This is a genomic window from Microbacterium sp. WCS2018Hpa-23 (assembly GCF_031843845.1).
GTDB lineage: Bacteria > Actinomycetota > Actinomycetes > Actinomycetales > Microbacteriaceae > Microbacterium.
Genome location: NZ_JAVTIZ010000006.1, coordinates 24699 through 51461, shown reverse-complemented (window position 1 = coordinate 51461; position 26763 = coordinate 24699). Strand labels below are relative to the sequence as shown.

Below are 26763 nucleotides of genomic sequence, written 5' to 3'. Positions count from 1 at the left end.
GACGAGAACAGGAAGGCGCACCGATGGTGAGCGTTGACGCGACGGCGGGGCAGGCACCCGCCACGTACCGCAGACGCCCGTGGTGGCAGAGCATCTGGCGCCAGCGCGCGCTCTACCTCATGGCCGTCCCCGGCATCGCGTACTTCATCATCTTCAAGTACGTGCCGATGGGCGGCCTGGTCATCGCCTTCCAGGACTACTCGCCGTTCCGCGGCATCGCGGGCAGCCCCTGGGTCGGTTTCGAGCACTTCATCCGGTTCTTCAGCGAGAGCACGTTCGTGATGCTGCTGGTCAACACGGTGACCGTCTCGCTGCTCCTGCTCATCTTCGCGTTCCCGGTGCCGATCATCCTCGCGCTGCTGCTGAACGAACTGCGCTCGAAGCTGTTCCAGCGCAGCATCCAGACGGTCATCTACCTGCCGCACTTCATGTCGTGGGTCATCGTCGTCTCGCTCTTCTACGTGCTGCTGACCACCGACGGCGGCAGCATCAACAGGCTGCTGGAGTCGTGGGGCATGCAGGCGGTGCCGTTCCTCACCGATCCCGACTGGCTTCGACCGCTCTACACGATCCAGGAGATCTGGAAGACAGCGGGCTGGGGCACGATCATCTACCTAGCCGCGATGACCGGCGTCGACATGGAGCTCTACGAGGCCGCCGAGCTCGACGGCGCCGGACGCTGGCTGCAGACCTGGCACATCACACTGCCGGCGATCCGCCCGACCATCATCGTGATGTTCATCCTCGCGATCGGCGACTTCCTCGAGCTCGGGTTCGAGCACATGTTCCTGATGCTGAATTCGCTGAACCGCGAAGTCGGCGAGATCTTCGACACCTACGTCTACACCGCCGGAATCCAGAACGGCCAGCTCAGCTACGCGACTGCGGTCGGTCTGTTCAAGGGGCTCGTGGGGCTCATCCTCGTCATCGGCGCCAACAAACTCGCCAAGAAGCTCGGCGAGGAGGGCGTGTACTGATGTTCTCCTACGAAGCGTTCATGCGCCTGAACCTGTTCCTCCGGGCCGTCTACCGGGTGGCCTACCTCAACCTGCTGTGGGTCGCCGCGACCGTTCTCGGACTCGTCGTGTTCGGCATCGGCCCGGCGTCGTACGCGGTCGCCGCGTACCTCGACGGCTGGTTCCGCCGCGGCGAGACTCCACCCGTCACCGCCGCCTTCATCGGGCACCTGCGCGCCCGCTACTGGCCGGCCACGGCGATGGGGGCGATCCTCCTCGCCGCCACCGCGATCGTCGTCACGAACATCTTCACCGGCTCCAGCTGGCTGCTGCAGTTCGTGAACGTGGTGGCGCTCGTCGCGATCGGCATCATCGCCGCATACGTGTTCCCGGTGATGGCGGCCACCGACACCCGCGGCATCCACCGTCAGATCGTCGCCGCGCTGCTCATCGGCCTCGGCTCGCTGCACTGGACGATCGTCGCCACGGCAGCCGTCGCCGGCGTCGTGTGGCTGCTCGCCTCCTTCGCGCTGCCGATCCTCGTGCTCTTCGGCATCGGCATCCCCGCCGCCGCGATCGGCGCCGTCACCCGCACCGTCTTCGGCCGGCTCGCCGCCGAAGAGACCCAGACCTCACCCCCCATGCCGCGCGAGACCTCGCCGGCCCTGCTCCACCTTGCGAGAGGAAGATCACAATGAGGAATCACTCCAGGCTCGGAATCGCCGTCGCTTCCGTCACCGTCGCAGCACTCGCGCTCACCGCGTGCGGCTCGTCGGGCGATGCGACGGGAGACGGCGGCGGCGATGTGAAGCCCCCCGAGAGCGTCACCTGGATGACGATGCTCCACACCCCCACGACGCCGGAATCGGACGGTCCGATCCAGACCGCGCTCGAGGAGTACACCGGCACGGAGCTCAACTTCCAGTGGGTGCCCGATGCGTCGAAGGACGAGAAGATCAACGCGGCGCTCGCGTCCGACACCCTCGCCGACATCACCTCGATCACGAACACCACGAACACCTCGGTGCGCCAGGCGCTCAAGTCCGGTCAGTTCTGGGACGTCGAGCCGTACCTCGAGGACTACCCCAACCTGTCGCAGATCGACGAGCAGACCATCGCATCGGCCCGCGTCGACGGCCACCTGTACGGCGTGCCGTTCCAGAAGCCGAAGGCCCGCTACGGAGTGCTGATCCGCCAGGACTGGCTCGACAACCTCGGTCTCGAGACGCCGCACACCATCGAGGACCTCAGCGAGGTGGCGGTGGCGTTCGCGACGCAGGATCCCGACGGCAACGGCCAGAACGACACCACCGGCTTCATCGATCGGCTCGAGAGCTTCAAGCTCGGCTTCAAGTCGCTCGCCGGCCACTTCGGTGCGGGGAACAACTGGGCGGTCACGGATGACGACGAGGTCGTCCCGTCGTTCCAGACCGACGAGTTCAAGCAGGCGATGGAGTGGTACCGCGGCCTGTACGAGCAGGGTGCGGTGAACGGCGAGTTTGTGACGATGCAGAAGCAGAACCAGCAGGACGCGATCGCACAGGGCAAGGGCGGGATCGTCGTGACGGGTCTGTTCGAGGCGAAGAACTACATGAACCTCGCCCTGAGCGCCGACCCGAACACCCCCATGGCTTGGGCACTCGTCAATGACATGACCTTCGAAGACGTGCCGCGTCGCACCCTCTCGGACACGGGCGGCGGCTTCGGCGGATGGCTGGCGCTGTCGACCACGCAGGTGAAGGACGAGGCCGAGCTGAAGTCGATCCTCGCGTTCATCGACAAGCTGCTCGACGAAGAGGCGTTCGCACTGATGACGAACGGCATCGAGGGCGAGCACTACTCGGTCGACGGCGACGGCGTCGTCTCGATCACCGATCAGGCCAAGTGGGAGCAGGAAGTGCAGCCCTACAACTCGTCGCGACCGTCTGACATCGTCACGACGTTCAAGAGCTCCGCTCCGTACGTCGACGAGGGCAACGAGAAGATCGCCGAGAACGCCGAGTTCGCGATCGTCGACCCGACGCAGCCGCTGACCTCGGCGGCCTTCGACCAGAGCTGGTCGACGATCCAGCAGGCGGCCAACGACGCGTACAACAAGTACATGGTCGGCCAGATCGACATGGACGGCTACGAGGCCGCGATCGACAAGCTCGGCGGACAGGGACTCGACACGATGATCGAGGAGTTCACCGCCTCGTACGCCGAGAGCAAGTGACATGAGCGGAACGCAGGTGCAGAGCAGCGAGAGCACTGTCGAGCGCACGACGCGCGCGCTTCAGGATGCCATCGATCGGGCAGCCGCCGAGGGGGGCGGTCGCGTGAGCGTCTCCCCCGGCGTGCACGAGACCGGTGCTCTGCGCCTGCGTTCCCGCGTGGAACTCCACCTCGAGGCGGGGGCGGTGCTGCGATTCGTCGCCGATCCCGCCCTCTATCCTCCGGTCGAGGCACGCTGGGAGGGCGCCTCGACGACCATCCACTCCCCGTGCATCTACGCCAAGGATGCCGTCGACGTCGCGATCACCGGTCGCGGCGAGGTCGACGGCGGCGGCGCATGGTGGTGGGCGGCGTTCCGCGCCGGAACCCTGGCGCACCCGCGTCCGACCCTGATCGGTCTGCACGGATGCTCGCGGATCGAGATCGCGGGTGTGACGTTGCGCGACTCCCCCGCCTGGACCGTGCATCCGCTGCTCAGCGACGACGTGCGGATCACCGGCATCCGCATCATCAACCCGCCCGACTCCCCCAACACCGACGGCATCGACCCCGAATCCTGCCGCAACGTGCGCATCAGCGACTGTCACATCGACGTGGGCGACGACTGCATCGCGATCAAGGCCGGCAGCGAGGGATCACCCGATCGCGTGCCGTGCGAGAACATCGCGATCACGAACTGCACCATGATCCACGGACACGGCGGGGTCGTGATCGGCAGTGAGATGTCCGGCGGCGTGCGCGGCGTCGTCATCTCGAACTGCGTCTTCCAGGGCACCGACCGCGGCATCCGCATCAAGTCACGACGCGGCCGCGGCGGCACCGTCGCCGACGTGCGCGTGTCCAACATCGTGATGGACCGGGTCATGTGCCCGCTCGTCATCAACCCCTTCTACTTCTGCGGGCCCGAAGGCAAGCTGCCGATCGTGTCGGATCGCTCGCCGCAGCCAGTCGACGGGGGCACGCCGCGGTTCCGCGGCATCCACCTTTCGCACATCACCGCGACGAACGTGCAGTCCTGCGCCGCGTTCATCTCGGGTCTGCCCGAGGCACCGCTCGACGACGTCTCGCTCGACCACGTGAGCATCTCGTTCGCGCCGGATGCCGAGCCGGCCGTTCCTGCGATGGCCGATGGCGTTCCGGCGATGGCCGCGGCGGGGATCCAGGCGCAGTTCATCACGGGCCTGCGCATCTCGGGCCTGCGCCTCGACGGCGTGATCGGCCCTGACCTGGTCGCCGACGACACCGTGGAGGTCGCCCGATGACGGCCACGGCCGTCCGGGAGGCGGACACCGTGTCACCCCCGTTCCGGCGCCGGGCCGAGCTCATCATCGCCGGCATCGGCATGGCCGCGTGCGCCGTGCTGCAGGGCGGCTTCGCCCTGGTGATCACCCGCAGCGACGACGCCACCCTCGAATCGACGATCGTCCCCGCCCTCCGGGCTGCGGGCCTCGACCTGGCTGACGCCGACGCGCATGTCGTGCTCAACACGATGGCCGCGTGGTTCGGGTTCTCGTTCATCGCGGTCGCGCTGTGCACCGCGATCGGCTTCTTCTTCGCCCGGCTGCGCCCGCGCCGCCGGGCGACCGGCTTCTGCTTCCTCGCCGCGGGACTCGCCTGCCTGTTCGGCACGCAGTTCGTGCTGTACCCGGTCGCCTTCTTCTTCCTCGTCTCCGCCGCACTGTTCGCGGTGCGCACCGCAACCCCTCGGAGTTCGTCATGACCAGCACCCTGCCCCGCGTCGACGACGCCACCGTCCCGATCCGCGTGCGAGAGGCCGCGCGCAAGCGCCGCTCGGTCACTCCCGGCCGCCGCGTCTTCATGGTGGTCAACGCCGTGATCCTTACGGCGTTCGCCCTGGCGTGCCTGCTGCCGTTCGTGAACGTGCTGGCGAGTTCGCTGGCGACGCCGGGCGAGCTGGCGACGAGGCCGTTCATCCTCTGGCCCGAGACCTTCAGTCTCGACGCGTATCGCTACATCCTCTCCACCCCGACCATCTTCCGCGCCCTGGGGGTGTCAGCCATCGTCACGATCGGCGGCACGTTCATCAGCCTGATCCTCACGGCGTTCATGGCCTACGCGCTGTCGAAGAAGCACCTGAAGGGTCGCCGGGTGATCAACTTCCTGGTGCTGTTCACGATGCTGTTCTCGGGCGGCATGATCCCGACCTTCATCGTCGTGAAGAACCTCGGCCTGATCGACTCGCTGTGGTCGCTGATCATCCCGGTCGCGATCAACGCGTTCAACTTCGTGATCATGCGCAGCTTCTTCCAGGGCATCCCGGAGAGCCTCGAGGAGGCCGCGCGGATCGACGGCTGCAGCGAGCTCGGCGTCTTCTGGCGCATCGTGCTGCCGCTGTCGCTGGCCTCGATCGCGACCATCGGGCTCTTCTACGCCGTCTACTATTGGAACACGTACCAGAGCGCGATCCTCTACATCAACAGCTCCGAGCTGTGGCCCATGCAGGTGCTGCTGCGCCAGATCGTGATCGTCGCGAGCGGCATGAACGCCGACGGTGCGGCCGTCGAGGTCGTGCCGCCCGCGCAGTCGGTGCGGATGGCCGTCATCTTCGTCGCCACGCTGCCGATGCTGCTCGTCTACCCGTTCGTGCAGCGCTACTTCGTCAAGGGTGCGCTGATCGGCTCGGTCAAGGGCTGACCCCCGCCGCTTCGCGACGCGGCCGCACGAATCACGACGCCAGGTAGCTGCCGCGCCAGGTCCATTCGGGTCCGATCCCCGGTCCGAACCCCTGCGACATGACGGTGAGGATGCCGTCATCGGTCGCGACCAACCGCAGCCGCACCGATGCGATGTCGTCGGCGGACGCGCTCACCCGCACGTCGAGCACGCCGGGCGCTGACCACCCTGCAGTGACGACCGCGTCGCCGAGCGGCAGCGTCGTCACCGTGGGGCGCGCGGTGTCGAACCGCAGAGCAGACCCGGCGACGTCGAGCTCGCCACCGTCGGCGTCGGCGTCGACGGTGATTCGCTGCGGCGCTCCTTCGCCCGAGACCAGTGTGCAATCGCCGCGCAGGGGCCGCGCCGACTCCGGGTCGTGCGGCGGCGTCGGTGGGTACAGCAGCACGTCGCCATCGAAGTCGCCTCCGAGGGCCGCCACCACGAGGTCCACGAGCCGCTGATCCCCACTGGCCAGGGTGGTCGTGTCCGCAGTGACCACCGCGGCGATCCGCCGGGACGGGTCTCCGTACACCAGCTGCCCGCCCAGTCCGAACATCAGCCAGCATCCCTCGCCCGGCAGCCAGACCTGCCGTCCATACCCGTGACGGAGTGCCGCGCCCCAGGTCTGGGTCGCCGGGCTGCTGCGGTGTTCGAGCAGCCTCTCCCGGACGGATGCCGGCAGAACCTCGACCTCGCCGTTCACGGCCTGCGCGACTCGCAGCATGTCCGCCGGCGCGGCGATCAGCCCCGAACCGCCGTGACTGATCCCCTCAGGCCCGGTGAGGAACGTCATGCTGTGCCCCGCGCCGAGCGGATCGAGCAGCCGCGGCCGCAGATAGTCGAGCATCGGCATCCCCGCCAGCCGTTCGACCAGGGCGCTGAGCACGTAACTCGCGCTGGTGTCGTAGGTGAACAGCGTGCCGGGTCGATGGGTCGGCGGCACCCGGAAATACGATTCCAGCCATCCGTCGCCGTCGGCGTCGTAGGTGGTGCGGCTGTGCGGTCCGGTCATCGCGAGCATGTCGTCGATGCGGGTGGCGGCGAGCCACGGGTGCACGGGCCCCATCTCCGGGAAGTGGTCGGCGATCGGGTCGGCGAGACCCAGCCGCCCCTCCTCGGCGAGCAGCAGGATCGCCATCGCCGTGACCGACTTCGACACCGAGTACATCCGGTGCGGCACATCGTGTCCCCACGGATCGACCCCGGCGCGAACGACATCCTCGCCGGCGACGCTGACGGCGAGAGAGTGGATCGCGAGATCGGCGGCGTGCGCCCGGTCGAGCATCTGCTGCAGCTGTGCGGCCATGGCTCACGCACTCAGTCGTCGTGCGACGGCTGCCGGATCGACAGGCGGGCGCTCGAGGATCGACACTCGGAGGTCGAGCTGCAGTTCTTCGCCGGCGGCGAGGGCTCTGCGCCCGCCCACGGCGACGGCAGGGCCGAAGCCGACGTACCCGTCCGCGCGGACGAACCAGGGCATGTCGTGGTTCGAGGTGGTCGCGACGAGCGAGACGCCCGGCCCGTCGACGGCGAGCCACGGCGAGAGCGAGCCGTGCGCGGCATCCGCCCCGTCACCGCCCGCACAGCGCACCCGCCCGGTGAGGAACGACGCCCGCCAGAAGATCCCTCCGTAGAAGGCGCCGTCGCGGCCGTTGGTCTGCGGGCTGCCGACGCTGACCGCACCGTGGGCGGCGGTCAGGACCGTGCTCCAGAGCACATCGATCCCGTCTCCGCCGGCGCGAGCGATGATGGTGCGACGCTCGTCGAGCAACGCAGTCTCGTCGGGGGTGACCCAGACCAGCTCCTGGGTGACCCGCCCCTGGCCGACCTCGCGTGAACGCTCCACCTGCCGGCCGTGATTCGCCAGCATCCGCGAGCCCTCGCCGCGCACGAAGGTGCGCCCGCCCCAGAACGTCGTGCCGTTCACGTCGGGGATCGCCACGCTCACGCCGAGGTGATGCCGGTGGTCGTCGGGACCGACGGCGGTCGCGGCGACACCGCCCGCCGTCGTGGCGGTGAGGTAGGGGCGCGCAGACAGCAGCGGATCGACATCGATGCCGTCGTGATAGCGGACGCCGCCCGACTCGGTCACGAGCAGGTCGACGCTCACGAGATCGCCCTGGTGCTCGCGCGGGTCGCCAGCTCCGGAGAGAACATGATCGGCTCGCGAATCGGATCGTCGGTCATCTCGGCGCGCAGCACCTCCCAGATGCGCGCGCCGATCTCTGACAACCTCGACGTCATCGTGGTGAGAGACGGCGAGGAGAAGCGCGAGAACGGGATGTCGTCGAATCCGGCGACCGAGATCTCCTCAGGCACTGAGACGCCTTCCTCCGAGAGACGGCCGAGGAGCCCGAGCGCCACGACGTCGTTGTATGCGATCACGGCTGTGGCGCCTGTCGCGCGCAGAGCGGGCCAGACGTCGTAGCCGTCTTCGAACGAGTGACCGCACGGCACATCGATGATCTCGACGTCGGATTCTGCGCCTCGCAGCTCGTCGAGTCCGCGCTCGCGTTCCCAGTTCGCCCGCGCGTAGGCGGGACCGGCGAGGAACGCGATGCGGCGGTGACCGAGCTGCATCAGATGACGCGCGAGCAGGAGTATCCCCTCGTGGTAGTCGATGAGCACCGATCCGGCGTTCTTGCCGGTCGTGCGGTTGAACACCGCGACCGGTGCCACCCTCGGCAGCAGCTGCAGCAGGCTCTCCCTCGGCATTCGAGGCGCGAACAGCGCGACGGCATCGGTTCGGTCGCGCAGGTCTCTGGCGAGCTCCGCCTCGGCATCGGCGTCTTCGAAGGCATCCGTGACGATCACGTGATAGCCGTCCTGCGACGCGGCGCGATTGAAGCCGTGCAGCACCTGGTGGAACATGGGGTTCCCCAGGTCGGGCAGCAGCACCCCGACCGTGCGGCTCGAGCCGAGCGACAGCGACCTGGCGGTCTGGCTCGGCGTGTATCCGAGCTCGTCGATGACCGTGCGGACCCGCTGCGCGATCTCCTCGTTCACGGTGCTCACGCCGTTCGCGACGCGCGAGACCGTCGCCTTCGAGACCCCAGCCACACGGGCGATGTCATTGATCGTCGTCTCGCGCGTGGGGGTGCTGCGTGCCCGTCTGATGGCCATGGTCAGCTTTCCTGCGCGTCGATCGTGAAGTCTGCGAAGCGTCCGATCGCCTCAGGTGCTCCGTACGGGGCTGCGGCGAACAGTGACAGCGACGCGCCGACCCAGTGGCCCTCCACTGCGGTGAACTGCGGATCGACCGGGGTCGCGCCGAGCGTGAAACGCACGCGGGCATCGGCATCGACGGTGACGCCCACCCGGATGCGAGCATCGTCGAGCGGGAACGTCGCGATGACGCGCTCCGCCTGGTCGTCGCGGGTGCGGACCGCGACGACGGCCTCGATGCCGGCATCCGCGCGTCGTATGCCCGCCCAGGCGTAGTCTCTGCCGAGCACGGCGATGCCGGCGCGCTCGTCCGCGCCGGAGGTCTGCAACGCGACCTCGACATGAGCGACGCACGGCTGACCGGGGAGGTTCTGCGAGAGCACCCGGGGCAGAGTGCGCACATTGCCGCCGTCCGGGCTTCCCCGCAGGCCCAGCCCTGACCCCTCGCCGACCACCGTCTCAGGATCGACCCTCGCCTCCCACTGCCAGTGATCGCTCGGCCGTCCGTCGACGAAATCATCGGATCGCGCGAGAGTGCGCGGGCCCTGAGCCGTGCCGAACGGGGTCGGATGCCGCAGCACCGGCTGCGCGTCGCCGCCACTCACCGCCTCACCCATCACGGGCCACCCGTCGGCGCCCCACGCCATCGGCTGCAGGTGCAGCACCCGGCCGTAGACATCGCGGTCCTGAAAGTGCAGGAACCAGTGACCACCATGACCGTCGTCGACCCAGGCGCCCTGGTGCGGGCCGTTCACCGGCGTCTGCCCCTGCGCGAGGGTGATGCGGTGCTCGTACGGACCGAACGGCGTCGGCGCACGGAACACGGTCTGCCAGCCGGTGGCGACACCGCCGGCCGGGGCGAAGATCCAGTACTCGCCATCACGTTTGTAGAACTTGGGCCCTTCGAGCGTCGAGAATCCGTCGAGGAGGTCACCGTCGATGACGTCGATGGCAGAGCCGATCGGGTTCCTCAACTCGGCATCGACGGCGATCACGGTGACGATGTTCTTGCGTCCCGCCCGTGAGCGCGCCCAGCCGTGCACGAGAAATGTGCGACCATCGTCGTCCCACAGGGGGCACGGGTCGATGATGCCTAGACCGGGGAGCAGCAGATGCGGCTCGGACCACGGTCCGGCAGGGTCGACCGCGGTGACCACGAAGACCCCCTGGTCGGGGTCGGGGTAGACGACGTGGAAGAATCCGTCGTGGTGCCGGATCGACGGCGCCCACACACCACCGCCGTGTCGGGGCTGCGCGAACCATGCCTCCGGAACCGAGCCGTCGAGCGCATGGCCGATGCGCTCCCATGTGACCAGATCGTCCGATGCGAAGATCGGCAGTCCGGGGGCACGGTGAAAGCTCGACGCCACGAGGTAGAAGCGATCTCCGACGCGGATGGCGTCGGGGTCGGGAACATCGGCATCGATGATCGGGTTGCGATAGGAGCTCACGTCTTCGATGAGTTTCATCCGTCTCAAGGTAGTCGGGAAACCGGTTCCTGTCCACGACGGCAATCATCCGGATCGTGGAGAGAAGCTATCGGAGGGTCGCGGTTCCTGCTATTCTGAGAAAACGTTTCCTGAGATTCGGAGTGTTTGATGTCCCGTCTGCGTTATGCCCTCGCCGGAGCCGGAGTCCGCGCACAGATGTATGTCGATGCGATCACCGGCGTACACCGGGACCGCGCCGAACTGGTAGCGATCGTCGAGCCCAACCCCGTGCGCGCGGCCTTCCATTCCGAACGCGCGGTCGACGCCGGTGCACCCGCTCCCCGCCTCGCGACCCCCGACGAGCTCGAGCAGGTGATCCGCGACGAACGCGTCGACCGCGTCATCATCTGCTCGCGCGACGACCTGCACGCCGAGCTCATCGTGCGTTCACTTGAGGCAGGCGCCGACGTCGTGGTCGAGAAGCCGCTGACGATCGACGCGGCGAGCGCGGCCCGCATCGAAGACGCTGTCGAGCGCACCGGCCGTCAGGTCGTGCTGACGTTCAACTACCGATACTCCCCCCGCAACAGCGCACTGCGCCAGATCATCCAGGACGACACGATCGGGCAGGTCACCTCCGTCGACTTCCAGTGGATGCTCGACACCAACCACGGCGCCGACTACTTCCGCCGCTGGCACCGCGAGAAGAAGAACTCGGGTGGACTGCTCGTACACAAGTCGAGCCATCACTTCGACCTCGTCAACTGGTGGATCCGCTCGCAGCCGACCCGCGTCTATGCGTCGGGCGGCCTGCGCTTCTACGGCGCCGAGAACGCGGCCAGCCGCGGCCTCGGCGAACGACCGGCGCGAGGAACCCACGACGGGGGCGACCTCTTCGAACTCGACCTCCGCACGGATGAGCGCCTGACCGCGCTCTACCTCGAAGCCGAGCAGCACGACGGCTATGTGCGCGACCTCGACGTGTTCAGCGAGGGCATCACCATCGAAGACAACCTCGCGCTCGTCGTCGACTACGCCTCAGGCGCGACCATGTCTTACTCGCTGAACGCCCACTCACCGTGGGAGGGCTACCGCGTCGCGGTCAACGGCACGCTCGGTCGGGTCGAGCTGGAGGTCGTCGAGCGCGGAGCCGTGCTCGCCGGCGAGGGGCTGCACCCTCACATCGACCCGAGCCTCTCGGGTGGCGACGGCACCACCGCGCTGCGCCCCGAAGGCGAGCGCATACTCGTGCAGCGGCACTGGGAAGCGGCCTATGAGGTGCCTATCGACGGCGGCGACGGCGGGCACGGCGGCGGCGATGCCCTACTGCTCTCGGATGTCTTCGAAGGCCCGGGCGACGACCCGCTCGCCCGCCCGGCGGACTGGACAGACGGCATCCGCTCGATCGCCGTCGGCATCGCCGGCAACCGCTCGCTCGAGACGGGGCTGCCCGTGAAGGTCGACGAGCTGGGGATCGCCCTGCTGGCACGGCGATGAGGATCGTCGTCACCGGCGGATCCGGTCGGCTCGGGCGCACGCTCGTGACGGGCCTCGCCGATGCCGGGCACGAGATCGTCTCGATCGATCGCGAGCCGACGGACGACCTCGATCACCTCGGGATCACGCAGTTCTCCCTCGACCTGACCGATGCGGATGCCACGGCCTCGACACTCGCCGGCACGAAGGCCGACGCACTCATACACCTGGCAGCGATCGCGGTGCCGTTCAGCGCCCCGGAAGACGTGATCCTCCGCACCAACGGCGCTCTCGCGCAGTCGGTGCTCGGCGGAGCGGTGCGCGCCGGCATCCATCGGGTGGTCGCTGCGTCCAGCCCGACCGTGATCGGCTACGGCGCTCCCCGCGGATGGACGCCGGAGCGACTACCCCTCGATGAGACATCAGCCGCGGAGCCGTGGAACGCCTACGCCCTGTCGAAGCTGCTGATCGAGCAGACCGTCGACATGCTGCGACGTCAGACCGGCGACGACGTGCGCTTCGCCTCCTTCCGCCCCTGCTACGTGATCGCCCCCGAAGAATGGGCCGGCGCTCCCACTCAGCAGGGGCACACCGTGCTCGAGCGACTCGACGACCCGGCGCTGTCTGCGCCCGCCCTGTTCAACTACGTCGACGCCCGAGACGTGGCCGGCTTCGCCGACACCCTGCTCGCCGCCCTCGACGACATCCCGAACGGCGAGGTCTTCTTCGTCGGCGCCGACGATGCGCTCGCCCGCCGCCCCCTCAGCGAGCTGCTTCCGCAGTTCCACCCCGGCACCGAGAACGCGGCCAGCGCCCTGACCGGCAGCGCCCCCGCCTTCTCGTCCGCCAAGGCCGCCCGTCTGCTCGGCTGGCACCCGACCCGCAGCTGGCGGGCCGAGCTCGCCTCCGCCACCGCATCCGCCACCGCATCCGGCGCCCCATCCGTCTCCTGAAAGGCTCGACATGGACTTCGATGGAATCCTCTTCTTCCCGGTGACCCCGTTCACCGCTGACGGCACGATCGACCACGAGCTGCTCGCCGCCCATGTCGCGACCGGTGTCGAGGCGGGAGCCGGCGGAGTGTTCCCCGCGTGCGGCACGGGCGAGTTCCACGCCCTGTCGGAGAGCGAGGCCGCCGCCGTCACCCGCACGGCTGTCAGCGCTGTGGCCGGACGTGTACCGGTCATCGCCGGTGCCGGTGGTCCGCTCGGCCACGCGATCGAGGTGGCGAAGGCCGCAGCGGATGCCGGCGCCGACGGACTCCTCGTGCTGCCGCCCTATCTCGTCGGCGGCACACAGGCGGGGCTCGCCGCCTACGTCGAGCAGATCATCGACGCCGCAGACCTGCCGGTGATCATCTACCACCGCGGAAGCGCGCAGTACTCGGTCGAGACGGTGCGCCGACTCGTCGCGAACCCCAAGGTCGTCGGCTTCAAGGACGGCACCGGCGACATCGGTGCGACGCAGTTGATCGTCCGCGCCGTCGCCGAGGAGGGCCGCTCGGACTTCGCCTTCTTCAACGGGCTGCTCACGGCCGAGCTCACGCAGGGCGCGTATCGCGGTATCGGCGTTCCCCTCTATTCATCGGCCGCCTTCGCCATGGCGCCCGACATCGCGAACGCCTACTACCGCGCGTACGCCGAGGGAGACGAGGCACGGCGCCTCGCCCTGCTCGACGGCTTCTACCGACCTCTCGTCGAGCTCCGCGATGAGACCCTCGGATTCGGCGTCTCTCTGATCAAGGCGGGGCTACGGCTGTCGGGACTCGCGGTCGGGTCGGTACGCGCACCGCTCGTCGACCCGACGCCCGCCCAGGAGGCACGCCTCGCCGAGATCCTCGCCGCAGGACGCGCGCTGCTGTGACCACGATCCGGAGTCTGACGACGCGTCTGCAGCGGGTGCCGCTGACGCGCCCGTGGGCTGCCGACGTCACCTCGGTCGGCGTCATCGCGACGCATGTCGTGCGCTCCGACGGCGTCGAGGGCTGGGGCTTCTCGTGGAGCCCGCAGATCGGGGCGCCCGCGGTGAGGGCTCTGCTCGAACACGACATCGCACCCGCCGCCGTCGGACGATCGGCCGTCCCCGGCGAGGCCTGGCAGGGTCTGTGGGAGCACCTGCACGAAGCCGGAGGCGGAGGCATCACGACCATCGCGCTGGCAGGGCTCGATCTCGCGCTGTGGGATGCCGAGGCCCGGTCGGCCGGCGACACGGTGTCAGGACTGATCGGCCGCCGCCGCGAGCGCGTGCGCGCCTACGGCTCGGGAGTGAACCTGCACTATCCGCTCGAGGAGCTGCTCGCGCAGGTGCAGCGGTGGATCGATTCGGGGTTCACCGCCGTGAAGATCAAGGTCGGCAAGCCCGATCTCGCCGAAGACCTCGATCGCGTCGCCGCCGTCCGCGAGCTGTTGGGGTCCGATCGGTCTCTGATGATCGACGCGAACCAGCGGTGGGACCTTGCGCGCGCGACCACGTCGGTCGAGGCTCTGTCCAGGTTCGACCTCGCCTGGATCGAGGAACCGCTGCGGGCCGACGACCTCGACGGCCACACGGAGCTCGCACGGCGCATCGATGTGCCGATCGCGCTCGGCGAGAACCTTCATACCGTGCACCGCTTCGGCGACTTCCTGCGCGCGGGGGCGGCACAGATCGTGCAACCCAACATCGTGCGTGTCGGCGGCATCACCCCGTTCCTCCGCATCGCCGAGCTGGCGGCATCGCACGGCGCCGCCCTGCATCCGCATCTGCTACCCGAGCTTTCGGGACAGCTCGCTCTGACGCTGCCCGAGACAGCGGCCGAGGTGCTCGTCGAAGACGTCGAGGACGCCGGGTTCGGCGCGCTCGGCGCCCTGGTCGACCCCTCGCCCGTGACGATCGCCCACGGCTGGCTCACCGAGAACGCACACGACGGCCTCGGCATCCGCTTCTCCCCTCTGCTCGACACACCGACGCTCACCGACGCCACCGCACGTACCGACGCCCCTCTGCTCGATATCCCCGCGTTCACCGCACGAAAGGACCCCTCGTGACCACGTCTCCCGAAGACCTCGACGCGATCGTCCGCGCCGCAGCCGCCGCCGCCCCGATCTGGCGTCGCTCGCCCGCCTCGGACCGCTCGAGCTGGCTGCGCGCTGCGGCCGATGTGCTCGACGCGAACGTCGCCGAACTCGTCGCGATCGCCGATGAGGAGACCCGCCTGGGCGCGACCCGCCTGACCGGCGAGGTCGCCCGCACGAGCGGCCAGCTGCGGCTGTTCGCGACGGTCGTCGAGGAGGGGTCGTACCTCGAACTCACGGTCGATGATGCGGATGCCGGCGCCACCCCGCCGCGACCGGAGCTGCGCCGCCTGCTCACCGCTCTCGGCCCGGTCGCCGTCTTCTCGGCGTCCAACTTCCCCTTCGCGTTCTCGGTCGCCGGTGGCGACACGGCCTCGGCCCTCGCCGCCGGAAATCCGGTCGTCGTGAAGGCGCACTCGGGCCATCCTCGACTGTCGGCGCGCACCGCCGAGCTCGTCTCCGCAGCACTGGAGGCCGCAGGGGCCCCCGCCGGTTCCCTCGCGCTCGTGGAGGGTCGCGAAGCGGGCAACGCGCTCGTGCAGCATCCGCTCGTCCGGGCCGCCGGCTTCACGGGTTCGGTGTCGGGCGGACGCGCACTGTTCGACCTCGCCTCGGGGCGCCCCGACCCGATTCCGTTCTACGGCGAGCTCGGCAGCATCAATCCGGTCGTCATCACCGAAGCCGCGGTCGCCGCACGCGGTGACTCCCTGGCTCAGGGGCTCGTCGGATCGTTCACGCTCGGCGTCGGCCAGTTCTGCACCAAGCCGGGTGTCGTCTTCGTTCCCGCAGGCTCGGGATTCGAGGATGCCGTCGCTGCCGCCGTGCCCGCGACCTCGGGCGGCCCACTGCTCACCGATCGGATCACAGCGGCGTTCCCCGCCGGCCTCGCTCACCTCGAGGGAGACCCCTCGGTGTCGATCCTCGCCGAGGGCGCCGAGGTCGACGGTGTGCGCCCGGTCGCCCTGCTCACCGATGCGCGTGCAGTGGCCGCGCGGCCCGAGACGCTGCTCGAGGAATGCTTCGGCCCGGTCACCCTCATCGTCCGCTACGACTCCGAGTCCGACCTGCACGCGGCGCTCGCCACCGTGCCGGGGAGCCTCACCGCGACCCTGCACGCCGAACCGGGCGAAGACTCCGCCACGACGCTCGACCTGCTGCAGGAGCGTGCAGGACGCGTGCTGTTCTCCGGCTGGCCGACCGGCGTAGCGGTGACCTGGTCGCAGCAGCACGGTGGCCCGTGGCCGGCGACGACGTCGCTGCACACCTCGGTCGGCGCGTCCGCGATCCGCCGGTTCCTGCGCCCACTCGCGTTCCAGGACGCACCGCAAGCACTCCTGCCCGAGGCACTCCGCGACGAGGCGCTCACGCGGCTTCCGCACCGCCGCAACGGCGCGCTCGTGCTGCCGGCCTGATCGCGGCACCGGAATCGCGCACGATCCGAAACGCCCTCCCCGTCGCAGGACGGAGAGGGCGTTTCGGCATCCGGGGAGGGCGGTCAGCTCTGCGTCAGCACTCCCGCGTTCGCGCCGGCGAGCAGCTGCTCGATCTGCTCGTAGGTCACATCCACGCCGGGGAAGCCGATCAGGCGTCCGATCGGGAACGACGCCATCATCTTCTCCATCGCCTCGTCGTTCGGCATCATCGACGCGGCCGACGAGTCGGCTCCGGTGAGCCCGTCCATCAATCCGCCGAGTGCGGCCATCGCGATCGGGCCCGCGACGGGGTGCGCGACCACGTCGCCGATCGACGAGTTCATCGTCAGGGGCAGCGAGACGACGTCGCCTTCGACCGAGACAGTCGACGACGAGCGGATGTCACGGCTCGACGCCGCGACCTCGACCGTGCACTCACCGCTCTCGACGATGAATCGATCGACACGGATGTCCCAGTACGCCAGGTCCTCCCGGCGGACGACGAGTTCGACCGTGCGGGTCTCTCCCGCGGCCAGCGCCACCGACGAGAAGGCCTTCAGCTCACGCGGCGCGCGCTGCACCGACGATGCGACGGGAGCGACATACACCTGCACGACCTCGCGGCCGTCGCGCGCTCCCGTGTTGGTGACGTCGACCCGCACCACGATGTCGCCGTCTGCGTCGGCCGACACCGAGGCCTCTCCGTAGGAGAACGTCGTGTACGACAAGCCGTGGCCGAACGGGAACGAGACGTCGAGGCCCTTCGCGTCGTACCAGCGGTAGCCGACCAGCACACCCTCGCCGTAGCGGACATGACCGAACTCCCCAGGGAAGTTGCCGAACGAGGGGTTGTCCTCGAGTCGCACCGGGACGGTCTCGGTGAGCTTGCCCGACGGGTTCACCGCACCGTACAGCACGTCGGCGACGGCGCCTCCGCCTGCCTGGCCGAGCAGCCAGGTCTCGACGATCGCCGGCACGCGGTCTGCGAACGGCAGCGCCACGACGCCGCCGTTCGAGAGCACGACCACGGTTGCGGGGTTCGCCTCGATCACGGCATCGAGCACCGCGAGCTGGTCGGCGGGGAGGTCGATGTGCTCGCGATCGAAGCCCTCCGACTCCTCCGCGGCGGGAAGCCCGAGGAAGACGACGGCCACGTCGGCTGCGGATGCTGTGGCCACCGCCTCGGCGCGCAGGTCGTCATCGGAGCGACCGGATGCCGCGACAGCCCCACCCACGACGGCGAAGCCCGGCGCGTACGACACGTCGTCGCCTCCGAGCGCGCGCAGCTCGTCGAGCGCCTTGTCGACTCGGGTCGGGTTGATCAGCGACGATCCCGCGCCCTGGAAGCGCGGTTCGGTGGCGAAGGCGCCGATGACCGCGACCTTCTGGCCGGCAGCGAGCGGAAGCACGTCGCCGTCGTTCTTCAGCAGCACGATCGAGCGACCGGCGGCCTCCCTCGCGAGCGCATGGTGGGCGTCGATGTCCAACGGCCCTGACACGGCCGGACGCTCGCCGGCCTTGCGGACCAGGTCGATGGCTCGGGCTGCCGCGGTGTCGAGCACACTCTCGGCGAGATCACCCGCGCGCACGGCAGCGACGAGCTGAGCATCCGTGCGTCCGCCCGACGACGGCATCTCGAGGTCGAGTCCGGCGGCGACGCCGGCGACCCGGTCGTTCACCGCGCCCCAGTCCGACACGACGAGGCCGTCGAAGCCCCAGTCGTCGCGCAGCACCTGGGTGAGCAGCCACGGGTCCTCCGAGGTGTACACACCGTTGAGACGGTTGTACGAGCACATGACCGTCCACGGCTGGGCGTCCTTGACGACGCGCTCGAACCCGCGCAGGTAGATCTCGTGCAGCGGGCGCGGATCGACGTCGGAGCTCGCGCGCATCCGGTCGAATTCCTGGTTGTTGGCCGCGAAGTGCTTGAGCGACGTGCCGACACCCTGCGACTGCACGCCGCGCACGGATGCCGCGCCGAGGACGCCCGACACGATCGGGTCTTCGGAGAAGTACTCGAAGTTGCGTCCGCACAGCGGCGAGCGCTTGATGTTGATGCCGGGGCCGAGCACGATCGCGACGTCCTCGATCGCGGCTTCCACGCCGATCGCGGCGCCCACGCGCTCGATGAGCTCGGGGTCGAACGACGACCCGATGCCGACGGCGGGAGGGAAGCACGTGGCGGGCACACTGCTGGCGAGGCCGAGGTGATCCGTGCCTCCGGACTGCTTGCGGAGGCCGTGCGGGCCGTCGGTCATCATGATCGACGGAAGGCCGATGCGGTCGATGGCCTTGGTCGTCCAGAAGTCCGCTCCGCTCGTGAGCGAAGCCTTCTCTTCGAGGGTGAGGTCGGATGCCGAGGGCTCGGTCATGGTCTTCCTTTCGCAGGCGACAGCAGTGTCTTGCGAAAACTATATGCGAGTAGGTATTGGATTTCAAACGTTGTTCAGGATTACTCTCGAGAGATGACACGACGAGGTTCTTACGCGAAGGGCGTCGCACGACGCGGAGAGATCCTCGAGAGCGCGCTCGATGTGATCGGGCGCAAGGGGTACCAGAACGCCTCGCTCAAGCAGATCGCCGAGGTCGTCGGGGTCACCCCGGCGGCCCTCCTGCACTACTTCGGGAGCAAAGAGGAACTGTTCACCGAGGTGCTCCGCACCCGCGATGAGCACGATCTGATGAGTCCGCAGCCGTCGGATCCAGCCGACGCGAAGGCCGCCTTCGTCGACGTGATCCGCCGCAACGCGGAGGTCCCCGGGGTCGTCGAGCTGTTCTCCCGCCTCTCGGTCGATGCCGTCGACCCTGAGCATCCCGCCCACCGATACTTCCTCGATCGCAGCGAAAGACTGCGGGAGAGCATCGCGGTCGCCTTCGAGAGCGGCGATGAGCGTCGCGCGGCCCTCGACCCCGACACCATGGCCAGGGTGATCCAGGCCGTCTCCGACGGACTGCAGCTGCAATGGATGATCGATCGATCCGTCGATATGCCGGGAATCATCGAGGCGCTGATGGACGTGCTCTACCCGCCGACCCCCGAGGCGACGTCGCCGCCGGCGGAGCCGACACCCGAGGCCTGAACGCGAGAGCCGCCTCTCCCGGTACGAGGAGGGGCGGCTCTCAGCGAGTGATCTCGCGGATCAGCGGACGTTTCCGTTCGAGCAGGTCTGCTGGGCGGCCGAGTTGCCCTTGATCGAGTCGGGCAGAGCCACCACGTTGTCGGGGGTCGCCGCAGGATCCGGCGTCGCGACCGCGTCCGTGGGAGCCGCCGGGACCGGATCGGTCACGACGACGCCGTCGTTCGCGGTGTTCTCGTGCGTGACCTGCAGCTGCGCGTTGGCGTTGATCGCGTCCCACATGGCCTGGGCGGCGGTCTTGTTCGCGACGACCTTGTTCGGGTTGGCCGCGTCGGTTCCCGTCGGGTACTGCAGGAAGACGATGTCCTCGAACGGCACGGACTTCACAGCCAGAGCGATCTGCACGATCTTCATCGGATCGGCGAGCGAAGTGCTGGCCTCGACGTTGCTGAGTCCGGTGTTCGCGAGCTTCAGCATCATCGGGACGTTGCCGAGCGTCTCGCTGCTGATCAGCTTGCGCACGAGGCTCGACATGTACTGCTGCTGGTTGCCGATACGACCGAGATCGCTGCCGTCTCCGACACCGTGGCGGGTACGCAGGAACTGCAGGGCCTCGAGGCCCTGCACGGTGTGCGTGCCGGCGGTCATATCGAGACCCGTGTAGCGGTCCTTGATCGGGGTCGCGAGGCACACGTCGACGCCGCCGATCGCATTGGTGATCTCGATCACACCGCCGAACGTCACCGAAGCCGCGAACTGGATCTCCTGGCCGGTGAGCTCGGTGACGGTCTTCGCGACGCAGTTAAGTCCGCCGTCGGTGTACGCGACGTTCAGAGGCTGCTTGCTCATCGCGGAGTGGACGTCGCCCTCGGCATCCTCGCACTCGGGGATCGACAGCAACAGGTCGCGGGGGAAGCTGACGACGGTGATGCGGCGCGGCTCCTGAGAGACGTGCACGAGCAGGTTCACGTCGTTGAGGGTGCCCTCGGCGTCCGAGCCGCTGCACCGGTCGCCGAAGTAGGCCGCATATGCCTCTTCGCAGGTGTCGACGCCGGTGAGCAGGAGGTTGAAGCCCTCCTTGTACTCGCCGATGTCCGGCGGCAACTCGGTCTTCGTCTCGAGTTCGACCGCGTTCGCGGTGACGGTGCTGGAGAGGTCGTAGACCACGTACGCGGCGACGCTCGCGCCGCTGACGAGGACGACGGCGAGACCGATCGCGATGAACTTCAGAAGCTGGTTCAGTGGTCCGGGAGTGCGCAGCTGACCGTGTCGCGCGATGGTACGACGGCGTCGGGTGTTCGGACTCACTCGGGGCCTTTCGGTTCAGCGTGCGGTGCGGGGATACACCGTTCCCTGTAAAGCGGAGGGTGTGGGATTCGAACCCACGAGACATCTCTGCCCACTGGTTTTCAAGACCAGCTCCATCGGCCGCTCGGACAACCCTCCCGACAGACGAATCTGCCGACAAGCCGTGAGTCTAGCCGAGTTCTATTCTCCCGCGCTGACCTGGGCAGGTGCTGGAAGCGTGTTCAGCGCCGCCGCCAGACCGCCGTCCTCGACATTCGCGGTCACTTCGCCGGCGGCATCCTTGACCTCGTCGGGGGCCTGTCCCATCGCCACCGCACGCCCGTCGAGCCCGAGCGCCCAGCCGAACATCCCGATGTCGTTGCGGCCGTCTCCGGCGACGAGCACCTGGCCGCGCTCGAATCCGAGCTCGGTGCGCACGCGCTCCAGCGCCGTGCCCTTGTCGACGCCCTGCGGGGCGATGTCGAGCCAGGCCGTCCAGCCGATCGCGTACGAGACCTCGTTGAGCCCAGCATCCGAGACGAGCCGATGGAAGTCCTCCTCGTCGTGCCCCGGAGAGACGACCACGACGCGCGAGACAGGTTCGGCGACGAGCTCCTCGAACCCGACCTGACGCCCGCCGTCGAGCGTCCAGTCATCGAGGTGCTCGGTGTACAGGCGCAGGCCCGACCCGAGCTCGACCATGTATCGTGCCTCCGGCAGCCGCTCTCGCAGCAGCGCGAGAACCGGCGCGGGGTCGAAGACCTCGATGTGCCACCGCTCCCACTCGTCGCCGACGCGCCGCATCGTCACGGCCCCGTTCGAGCAGACGACGAACTCGGCCGTCAGACCGAGCAGTTCGACGTAGCGACGTGTGGCCATCCAGCTGCGCCCCGTGGCGATGGTCACCTCGTGACCGGCACCCCTCAGTCGCGCGACGGCCTCGGGGACGCCGGGGCTCATCGACTCGTCCTGCAGGATTATCGTGCCATCGACGTCGAGGCCGACGAGCCAGGGCGCTGTCATGCCTCAGGCTCCAGCACGTCGAGGCCGCCCAGGTAGGGGCGCAGTACCTCGGGCACGCGTACAGAGCCGTCCGCCTGCTGATGCGTCTCGAGCAGCGCGACGATCCAGCGAGTGGTGGCGAGGGTGCCGTTGAGCGTGGCGACGGGCTGGGTCTTGGCCGTCTGACCGTCCTGAGCCTCCGGACGGTGACGGATGTCGAGTCGACGAGCCTGGTACGTGGTGCAGTTGGAGGTCGACGTCAGCTCGCGGAAGGCACCCTGCGTCGGAACCCACGCCTCGATGTCGTACTTGCGCGCGGCGCTCGATCCGAGGTCGCCGGCAGCCACGTCGATCACCCGGTACGCGAGGCCGAGCGAGGTCAGCATCTCCTCCTGCAGCGCCACGAGGCGCAGGTGCTCCGCCTCGGCGTCCTCGGGATTCGTGTATACGAACATCTCGAGCTTGTTGAACTGGTGCACGCGGATGATGCCGCGGGTGTCCTTGCCATGCGAGCCCGCCTCGCGCCGGTAGCAGGTCGACCAGCCGGCATAGCGCAGCGCGCCCTTGCCGAGGTCGAGGATCTCGTCCTTGTGGTACCCGGCGAGGGCGACCTCGCTGGTCCCGACGAGGTACAGGTCGTCGTCCTTGTCGAGGTGGTAGACCTCGTCGGCGTGCTCGCCCAGGAACCCGGTGCCCTGCATGATCTCGGGGCGCACCAGCGTGGGGGTGATCAGCGGCACGAAGCCGTTCTGCAGCGCCTTGTCGAGCGCGAGGTTCATGAGCGCGATCTCGAGACGAGCGCCGATGCCGCGGAGGAAGTAGAAGCGCGCACCCGAGACCTTGGCGCCGCGCTCCATGTCGATCGCGCCGAGGATCTCGCCGAGCTCCAGGTGGTCACGGGGCTCGAAGTCGAACGCGGGGACCTCCCCCACGCGGCGGAGCTCGACGAAGTCGGCCTCCCCTCCGGCAGGCACGCCGTCGACGACGACGTTCTCGATGCGGGCGAGAGCGGCGGATGCCGCATCCGACGCCTCGTTCGCGGTCTGCTGCGCCTGCTTGACGCGCTCTGAGAGATCCTTGACCTGCGCGACGAGCGCGGCCTTCTCCTCCTTGGGCGCCTTCGCGACCTGCTTGCCGAACGCGTTCTGCTCGGCGCGCAGCTCTTCGAAAGCGGCGAGGGCTGCGCGACGCGATCGATCGGCCTCGAGTGCGATGTCGACGGTGCCCTGGTCGTTGCCACGGGCGGCCTGAGAGCGGCGGACGATCTCCGGGTTGTCGCGGAGGAGTGCGAGGTCGATCATCCACCAAGTCTATGGTGCGGGCCGGGCGAGTCCTCCGCGAACGAGTGGGGCGGATGCCGGGGCTAGAGTAGCGCCATGATGATGAGCGCCCCTGCCCGGCGACAGGCGGCGCTCGTGTACAACCCGATCAAGGTCGACGGGAAGCATCTGCGCGCGAGGGTCCGCGCACTCTCCCGCGAGGCCGGCTGGGAGCATCCGGCGTTCTATCCGACCACGATCGAGGACCCTGGGCAGAAGGCGACGGCTCAGGCGCTCGCGCGTGAGGTCGATGTCGTCCTGGTCGCCGGGGGCGATGGCACGGTGCGCGCGGTCTCGGAGGCCATCGCGAACAGCCGGGTGCCTCTCGCGATCCTCCCGAGCGGCACGGGAAATCTTCTGGCGCGCAACGTCGGTCTTCCGCTCGGCAACCCCGACGAGATGATCCGCGCAGCTCTGGGCGACTTCCGCCACGCGATCGACATCGGGTGGGCGCGGCTCACCCGTGAGAACGGCGAGCACGAGGAGCACGCCTACGTCGTCCTCGCCGGAGTCGGGCTGGATGCCGACATGATCGCGAACACGCGATCAGACCTCAAGAAATCGGTCGGGTGGATCGCCTACGTCGATGGCGCCGCGAGGTCTCTGGTGACGGCCGAGCCGTTCCGCGCGGTGTTCCAGATCGACGACGGGCGGCTGCATTCGACCAAGGTGCACAGCATCCTCTTCGCCAACTGCGGCCTGCTTCCGGCGGGCATCGCGCTGATCCCCGACGCATCCATCACCGACGGCATCCTCGATGTCGCGGTGATCCAGCCGACGGGGATGCTGGGGTGGCTCGGCGTCTGGCGCAAGATCTGGTGGGACAACTCGGTGCTCCGCCGCTCGCGCGCCGGTCGCCGCGTGCTGGAACGCCGCGGCCGGGATGCGTCGGTGCACTACTTCCGCGGAAGCGTCGCCGAGGCGGCCGCGAGCTCACCCACCCCGATCGAACTCGACGGCGACGAGTTCGGCACCGCAGTGCGCATCACCTGCCGGGTGGATCCGGGCGCGCTGCTGCTCGCCCTCCCCGCGGACCATCCGGTCGCCGGGCTCTGATCCGCGGAGCGGGTCAGCGCGTCGTTTCAGCCACGGACCTCGACCGTGCCGTCGAGCCCGCCGCCGACCAGCGTGAGGGTGAAGGCGTCGTCGTCCACGGCATCGTCGCCGAAGGCGATGATCGTCGCCCGAGGTGCCATGTCCATGGTGCACACCTGGGTGTCATCGGTCACGAAGGTGGCGGTTCCCGTCGCACCCGCGCCCTCCACACCCTCGACCACGGGGGCACAGCTCGAGGAGCCCCAGGTGAGCAGCACGAGCGAGCCGTCGCCGATCCATCCTGCACTCGGCGTGTACTCGGTCGATGACCCCGGCGTGCCGGAGAAGGACGGGTCACCGTCGAGGTCGACGTCATCGGACGCATCGCCGTACGTCACCTGCAGCGTGATCTCCTTCGTCGGGTCCACTCCGTCGGGAAGCGCCCCGACGCTCGCGCGCTGCACCATGTCCGCCGTGCACGCGGCGTCTGCGTCGGCGTCGACGAGTTCGACCGACACGGTCTGACCCTCGGCCGACACCTGGTCGACCTGCGGAACGCAGGTGGATGAGCCCCAGGTCACGACCGCGAACATCCGCCCGTCGTCGAGAAGCGCGCCCTCGACGTCGTCGAAGTCATCGTCGCTCCCCGCCGACGGCGAGGTCGACGGCGCGTTCGTGGGTGCGTCCGCACCGGGGGTCGACGTGCATCCGGCGATCAGCGCGACTGCGGCGAGGGCGGACAGGGCGGCGATGAGGCGTGTGGGGGTGGCCATGCACAACAGGGTAGCGGCCGACATGATCGGCGGGCACCCCATCCGGGCGGATCGGCGGGCTACTGCAACGCAGAGGTGAGTCGCGCGAGATTGTCGAGGACGGTCGAGCGCAGCGGCTGCTGCATCCACTCCTCCAGAGTGAGCTCCCGGCTGAGCGAGCGGTAGTGGTCTTCGACCTCACGCATCTCGGTCACGAACTCCTCGCCGCGCACGAGCATCGACACCTCGAGGTTGAGACCGAACGATCGCATGTCCATGTTGCTCGATCCGATCACGGCGACCTGATCGTCGATCGTGAGGCTCTTCGTGTGCAGGATGTAGGGCTTGCGGTACATCCAGATGCGGACGCCGGCCTTCAGCAGCACTTCGTAGTAGCTGCGCTGGGCGTGGTAGACCATCGCCTGGTCGCCCTCTTCCGAGACGAACAGCTCGACCACGACGCCACGGTCGACCGCGGCGGTCACCGCCAGCAGCAGCGCCTCGTCGGGGACGAAATAGGGGCTGACGATCATGATCTTCTCTTTGGCCGCGTACAGCAGCCCGAGGAAGAGTCGCAGGTTGTTCTCGACCTCGAATCCCGGTCCCGACGGCACGACCTGGCAGTCGAGGTCTCCCGAACCCGCTTCGGCGTGCGAGATGTCGATCTCCTGCAGCACCTCGTCGGTCTCGCTGTACCAGTCGCTCAGGAAGATCGCGTTGACGCTCAGGACGACGGGGCCGTCGATGCGCACCATGAGGTCGACCCAGTGCAGACCGCGCTTTATGTTCTTCGGGAGGTTGTACGTCGAGTCCGTGACGTTCTGCGACCCGAGGAACGCGACCTTGCCGTCGACGACGAGGAGCTTGCGGTGGTTGCGCAGGTCGGGTCGCTGCATGCGCCCCTTGAGCGGCTGCACAGGGAGCATCAGATGCCAGTTCGCGCCCATACGGTTCAGTCGACTGATCGTCTGGCGGTACTTCGGCTTCCACCGGTTCGCCCAGTGATCCAGAAGCACACGGACGTGCACCCCGCGCGCGGCCACCTCTTCCATCGCGCGGAAGAAGTTGTCGGTCGATGCGTCGGACTGCAGGATGTAGAACTCGACGTGGACGTAGTCCTCGGCCTTGCGGATCTCGTCGGCCATCGCATCGAGCGAATCCTGATATCCCGAGATCAGGTGCGCTCCGTTGTCGCCGGAGATGGGCAGGGCGCCGAGCCGATGGTTCATCTCGACGAGCGGGGGGAACCAGCTCGGAGCGTTCGGTCGAAGGGTGCCGAAGTGCAGGTGCTCGCTCGTCTCGGCGATGTACTCGTTGATCTGGTCCTGCTTGCGCCGACGCGCACGCGGAAGGCGCGGGTTTCCGATGAGCAGGAAGAGGAACACGCCCACGAACGGGATGAAGAACACCGCGAGCAGCCAGGCCATCGCCGCGGTGGGGCGCCGGTTGCGCGGGATGATGATGATCGCCGTGATGCGGATCGCCAGATCGAGGGCGAGCAGGAACGCCGTGATCCACCAGGCCCAGGTCTCGGGCGTCATCCCTCGTCCTCTCGGCCGGTCGGCACTTCGACGGTGCGCCTCAGTGGGCACCTGGGAGGTGCACTGGCTACACAGTAGCCGATGGTTCGGACGTCGCTCAGGAGCGCGGGGGCAGACCGCGCGCGGCGCGCTCCTCGGCCTCGATGCGCGCATGCACCTTGCGCTCGGTGCGATCGAAGCGCAGGATCCCCCGGAGCACGAAGAAGAACACGACGCTCACTCCGATGGTCGGGATGATCGACCATGCGGCTGCGAGCCAGAAGTTCTCCATGGCTCCATGGTACGCGACCGACTGCTCCTCCACATTCGAAAGCCCACGGGACAGGGGCGGCCTCGGCTGTGGATTCGCCCCGCTGCGGTGGCGGCGC

The 26763-nt window shown here is 68.5% G+C and carries 24 protein-coding genes and 1 tRNA gene; 13 read left to right on the top strand and 12 right to left on the bottom strand.

Features of this window, described 5'->3' with window-relative positions; genetic code table 11:
• Positions 1 to 23 precede the first annotated feature (23 nt).
• From RQG77_RS11215 to RQG77_RS11190, 6 genes are read left to right on the top strand one after another with little or no spacing between them, the layout of a single operon-like run.
• Positions 24 to 977: a sugar ABC transporter permease gene (locus tag RQG77_RS11215; RefSeq protein ID WP_311244784.1), complete on the top strand. Its 954-nt coding sequence runs from the start codon at positions 24 to 26 to the stop codon at positions 975 to 977.
• Positions 977 to 1654: a DUF624 domain-containing protein gene (locus RQG77_RS11210; RefSeq protein WP_311244783.1), complete on the top strand. Its 678-nt coding sequence runs from the start codon at positions 977 to 979 to the stop codon at positions 1652 to 1654. The genes RQG77_RS11215 and RQG77_RS11210 overlap by 1 nt, the downstream gene beginning before the upstream one ends.
• Positions 1651 to 3171 carry an extracellular solute-binding protein gene (locus tag RQG77_RS11205; RefSeq protein WP_311244782.1) on the top strand — a complete coding sequence of 507 codons (1521 nt, stop codon included), beginning with the start codon at positions 1651 to 1653 and terminating at the stop codon, positions 3169 to 3171. The genes RQG77_RS11210 and RQG77_RS11205 overlap by 4 nt, the downstream gene beginning before the upstream one ends.
• 1 nt (position 3172) lies before the next feature.
• On the top strand, positions 3173 to 4432 hold the full coding sequence (locus RQG77_RS11200) for a glycoside hydrolase family 28 protein (RefSeq protein WP_311244781.1): 1260 nt from the start codon (positions 3173 to 3175) through the stop codon (positions 4430 to 4432).
• A gap of 29 nt (positions 4433 to 4461) precedes the next feature.
• Positions 4462 to 4890: a hypothetical protein gene (locus RQG77_RS11195; RefSeq protein ID WP_311244780.1), complete on the top strand. Its 429-nt coding sequence runs from the start codon at positions 4462 to 4464 to the stop codon at positions 4888 to 4890.
• Complete coding sequence (locus RQG77_RS11190) at positions 4887 to 5825, top strand: carbohydrate ABC transporter permease (RefSeq protein WP_311244779.1); 939 nt, start codon at positions 4887 to 4889, stop codon at positions 5823 to 5825. The genes RQG77_RS11195 and RQG77_RS11190 overlap by 4 nt, the downstream gene beginning before the upstream one ends.
• A gap of 31 nt (positions 5826 to 5856) precedes the next feature.
• Here RQG77_RS11190 and RQG77_RS11185 read toward each other — a convergent pair whose 3' ends face one another.
• The 4 genes from RQG77_RS11185 to RQG77_RS11170 are packed head-to-tail and all read right to left on the bottom strand — an operon-like array spanning position 5857 to position 10480.
• Positions 5857 to 7152, bottom strand: coding sequence for a serine hydrolase domain-containing protein (locus RQG77_RS11185; RefSeq protein ID WP_311244778.1), 1296 nt, complete (start codon positions 7150 to 7152; stop codon positions 5857 to 5859).
• 3 nt (positions 7153 to 7155) lie between these two features.
• The gene (locus RQG77_RS11180; RefSeq protein ID WP_311244777.1) at positions 7156 to 7956 is read right to left on the bottom strand and encodes a DUF6807 family protein; all 801 of its coding nucleotides are present in this window, start codon (positions 7954 to 7956) and stop codon (positions 7156 to 7158) included.
• The gene (locus RQG77_RS11175; RefSeq protein WP_311244776.1) at positions 7953 to 8969 is read right to left on the bottom strand and encodes a LacI family DNA-binding transcriptional regulator; all 1017 of its coding nucleotides are present in this window, start codon (positions 8967 to 8969) and stop codon (positions 7953 to 7955) included. The genes RQG77_RS11180 and RQG77_RS11175 overlap by 4 nt, the downstream gene beginning before the upstream one ends.
• Before the next feature lie 2 nt (positions 8970 to 8971).
• Complete coding sequence (locus RQG77_RS11170; RefSeq protein WP_311244775.1) at positions 8972 to 10480, bottom strand: family 43 glycosylhydrolase; 1509 nt, start codon at positions 10478 to 10480, stop codon at positions 8972 to 8974.
• Between the two features lie 129 nt (positions 10481 to 10609).
• Here RQG77_RS11170 and RQG77_RS11165 point away from each other — a divergent pair, with 129 nt between their 5' ends.
• From RQG77_RS11165 to RQG77_RS11145, 5 genes are read left to right on the top strand one after another with little or no spacing between them, the layout of a single operon-like run.
• Positions 10610 to 11938: a Gfo/Idh/MocA family oxidoreductase gene (locus tag RQG77_RS11165; RefSeq protein WP_311244774.1), complete on the top strand. Its 1329-nt coding sequence runs from the start codon at positions 10610 to 10612 to the stop codon at positions 11936 to 11938.
• Positions 11935 to 12870, top strand: a complete 936-nt coding sequence (locus RQG77_RS11160; protein ID WP_311244773.1) for an NAD(P)-dependent oxidoreductase — start codon at positions 11935 to 11937, stop codon at positions 12868 to 12870. Before RQG77_RS11165 ends, RQG77_RS11160 begins: the two co-directional genes overlap by 4 nt.
• Positions 12871 to 12880: 10 nt before the next feature.
• Complete coding sequence (locus RQG77_RS11155; protein WP_311244772.1) at positions 12881 to 13780, top strand: 5-dehydro-4-deoxyglucarate dehydratase; 900 nt, start codon at positions 12881 to 12883, stop codon at positions 13778 to 13780.
• Positions 13777 to 14943 (top strand): mandelate racemase/muconate lactonizing enzyme family protein, encoded by a 1167-nt coding sequence (locus tag RQG77_RS11150; protein WP_311244771.1) that lies wholly within the window; start codon positions 13777 to 13779, stop codon positions 14941 to 14943. Before RQG77_RS11155 ends, RQG77_RS11150 begins: the two co-directional genes overlap by 4 nt.
• Complete coding sequence (locus tag RQG77_RS11145) at positions 14940 to 16382, top strand: aldehyde dehydrogenase (NADP(+)) (RefSeq protein WP_311244770.1); 1443 nt, start codon at positions 14940 to 14942, stop codon at positions 16380 to 16382. Before RQG77_RS11150 ends, RQG77_RS11145 begins: the two co-directional genes overlap by 4 nt.
• Positions 16383 to 16465: 83 nt before the next feature.
• Here RQG77_RS11145 and RQG77_RS11140 read toward each other — a convergent pair whose 3' ends face one another.
• Positions 16466 to 18754, bottom strand: coding sequence for a glycoside hydrolase family 3 C-terminal domain-containing protein (locus RQG77_RS11140; RefSeq protein WP_311244769.1), 2289 nt, complete (start codon positions 18752 to 18754; stop codon positions 16466 to 16468).
• Between the two features lie 93 nt (positions 18755 to 18847).
• Between RQG77_RS11140 and RQG77_RS11135 the strand changes: the two genes are divergently transcribed.
• Complete coding sequence (locus RQG77_RS11135) at positions 18848 to 19462, top strand: TetR/AcrR family transcriptional regulator (protein WP_311244768.1); 615 nt, start codon at positions 18848 to 18850, stop codon at positions 19460 to 19462.
• A 60-nt stretch (positions 19463 to 19522) separates the two neighbouring features.
• Here RQG77_RS11135 and RQG77_RS11130 read toward each other — a convergent pair whose 3' ends face one another.
• The 4 genes from RQG77_RS11130 to serS all read right to left on the bottom strand — a co-directional run bounded on the left by RQG77_RS11130 (position 19523) and on the right by serS (position 23049).
• Complete coding sequence (locus RQG77_RS11130) at positions 19523 to 20767, bottom strand: LCP family protein (RefSeq protein ID WP_311244767.1); 1245 nt, start codon at positions 20765 to 20767, stop codon at positions 19523 to 19525.
• Between the two features lie 53 nt (positions 20768 to 20820).
• Positions 20821 to 20905: transfer RNA gene (locus tag RQG77_RS11125), tRNA-Ser, on the bottom strand.
• Positions 20906 to 20947: 42 nt separating this feature from the next.
• Positions 20948 to 21769, bottom strand: a complete 822-nt coding sequence (locus RQG77_RS11120) for an HAD family hydrolase (RefSeq protein ID WP_311244766.1) — start codon at positions 21767 to 21769, stop codon at positions 20948 to 20950.
• The gene (gene serS / locus RQG77_RS11115) at positions 21766 to 23049 is read right to left on the bottom strand and encodes a serine--tRNA ligase (RefSeq protein ID WP_311244765.1); all 1284 of its coding nucleotides are present in this window, start codon (positions 23047 to 23049) and stop codon (positions 21766 to 21768) included. The genes RQG77_RS11120 and serS overlap by 4 nt, the downstream gene beginning before the upstream one ends.
• 75 nt (positions 23050 to 23124) lie before the next feature.
• Between serS and RQG77_RS11110 the strand changes: the two genes are divergently transcribed.
• A complete protein-coding gene (locus tag RQG77_RS11110; protein ID WP_311244764.1) occupies positions 23125 to 24123 on the top strand; it encodes a diacylglycerol kinase family protein in 999 nt (332 codons plus the stop codon).
• A gap of 26 nt (positions 24124 to 24149) precedes the next feature.
• Here the strand turns inward: RQG77_RS11110 and RQG77_RS11105 are convergent, their stop codons facing one another.
• The 3 genes from RQG77_RS11105 to RQG77_RS11095 all read right to left on the bottom strand — a co-directional run bounded on the left by RQG77_RS11105 (position 24150) and on the right by RQG77_RS11095 (position 26666).
• Positions 24150 to 24875 carry a hypothetical protein gene (locus tag RQG77_RS11105; protein ID WP_311244763.1) on the bottom strand — a complete coding sequence of 242 codons (726 nt, stop codon included), beginning with the start codon at positions 24873 to 24875 and terminating at the stop codon, positions 24150 to 24152.
• A gap of 59 nt (positions 24876 to 24934) precedes the next feature.
• Complete coding sequence (gene cls, locus RQG77_RS11100; RefSeq protein WP_311244762.1) at positions 24935 to 26395, bottom strand: cardiolipin synthase; 1461 nt, start codon at positions 26393 to 26395, stop codon at positions 24935 to 24937.
• A gap of 97 nt (positions 26396 to 26492) precedes the next feature.
• Positions 26493 to 26666 (bottom strand): hypothetical protein, encoded by a 174-nt coding sequence (locus RQG77_RS11095; RefSeq protein ID WP_164481682.1) that lies wholly within the window; start codon positions 26664 to 26666, stop codon positions 26493 to 26495.
• Positions 26667 to 26763 lie beyond the last annotated feature (97 nt).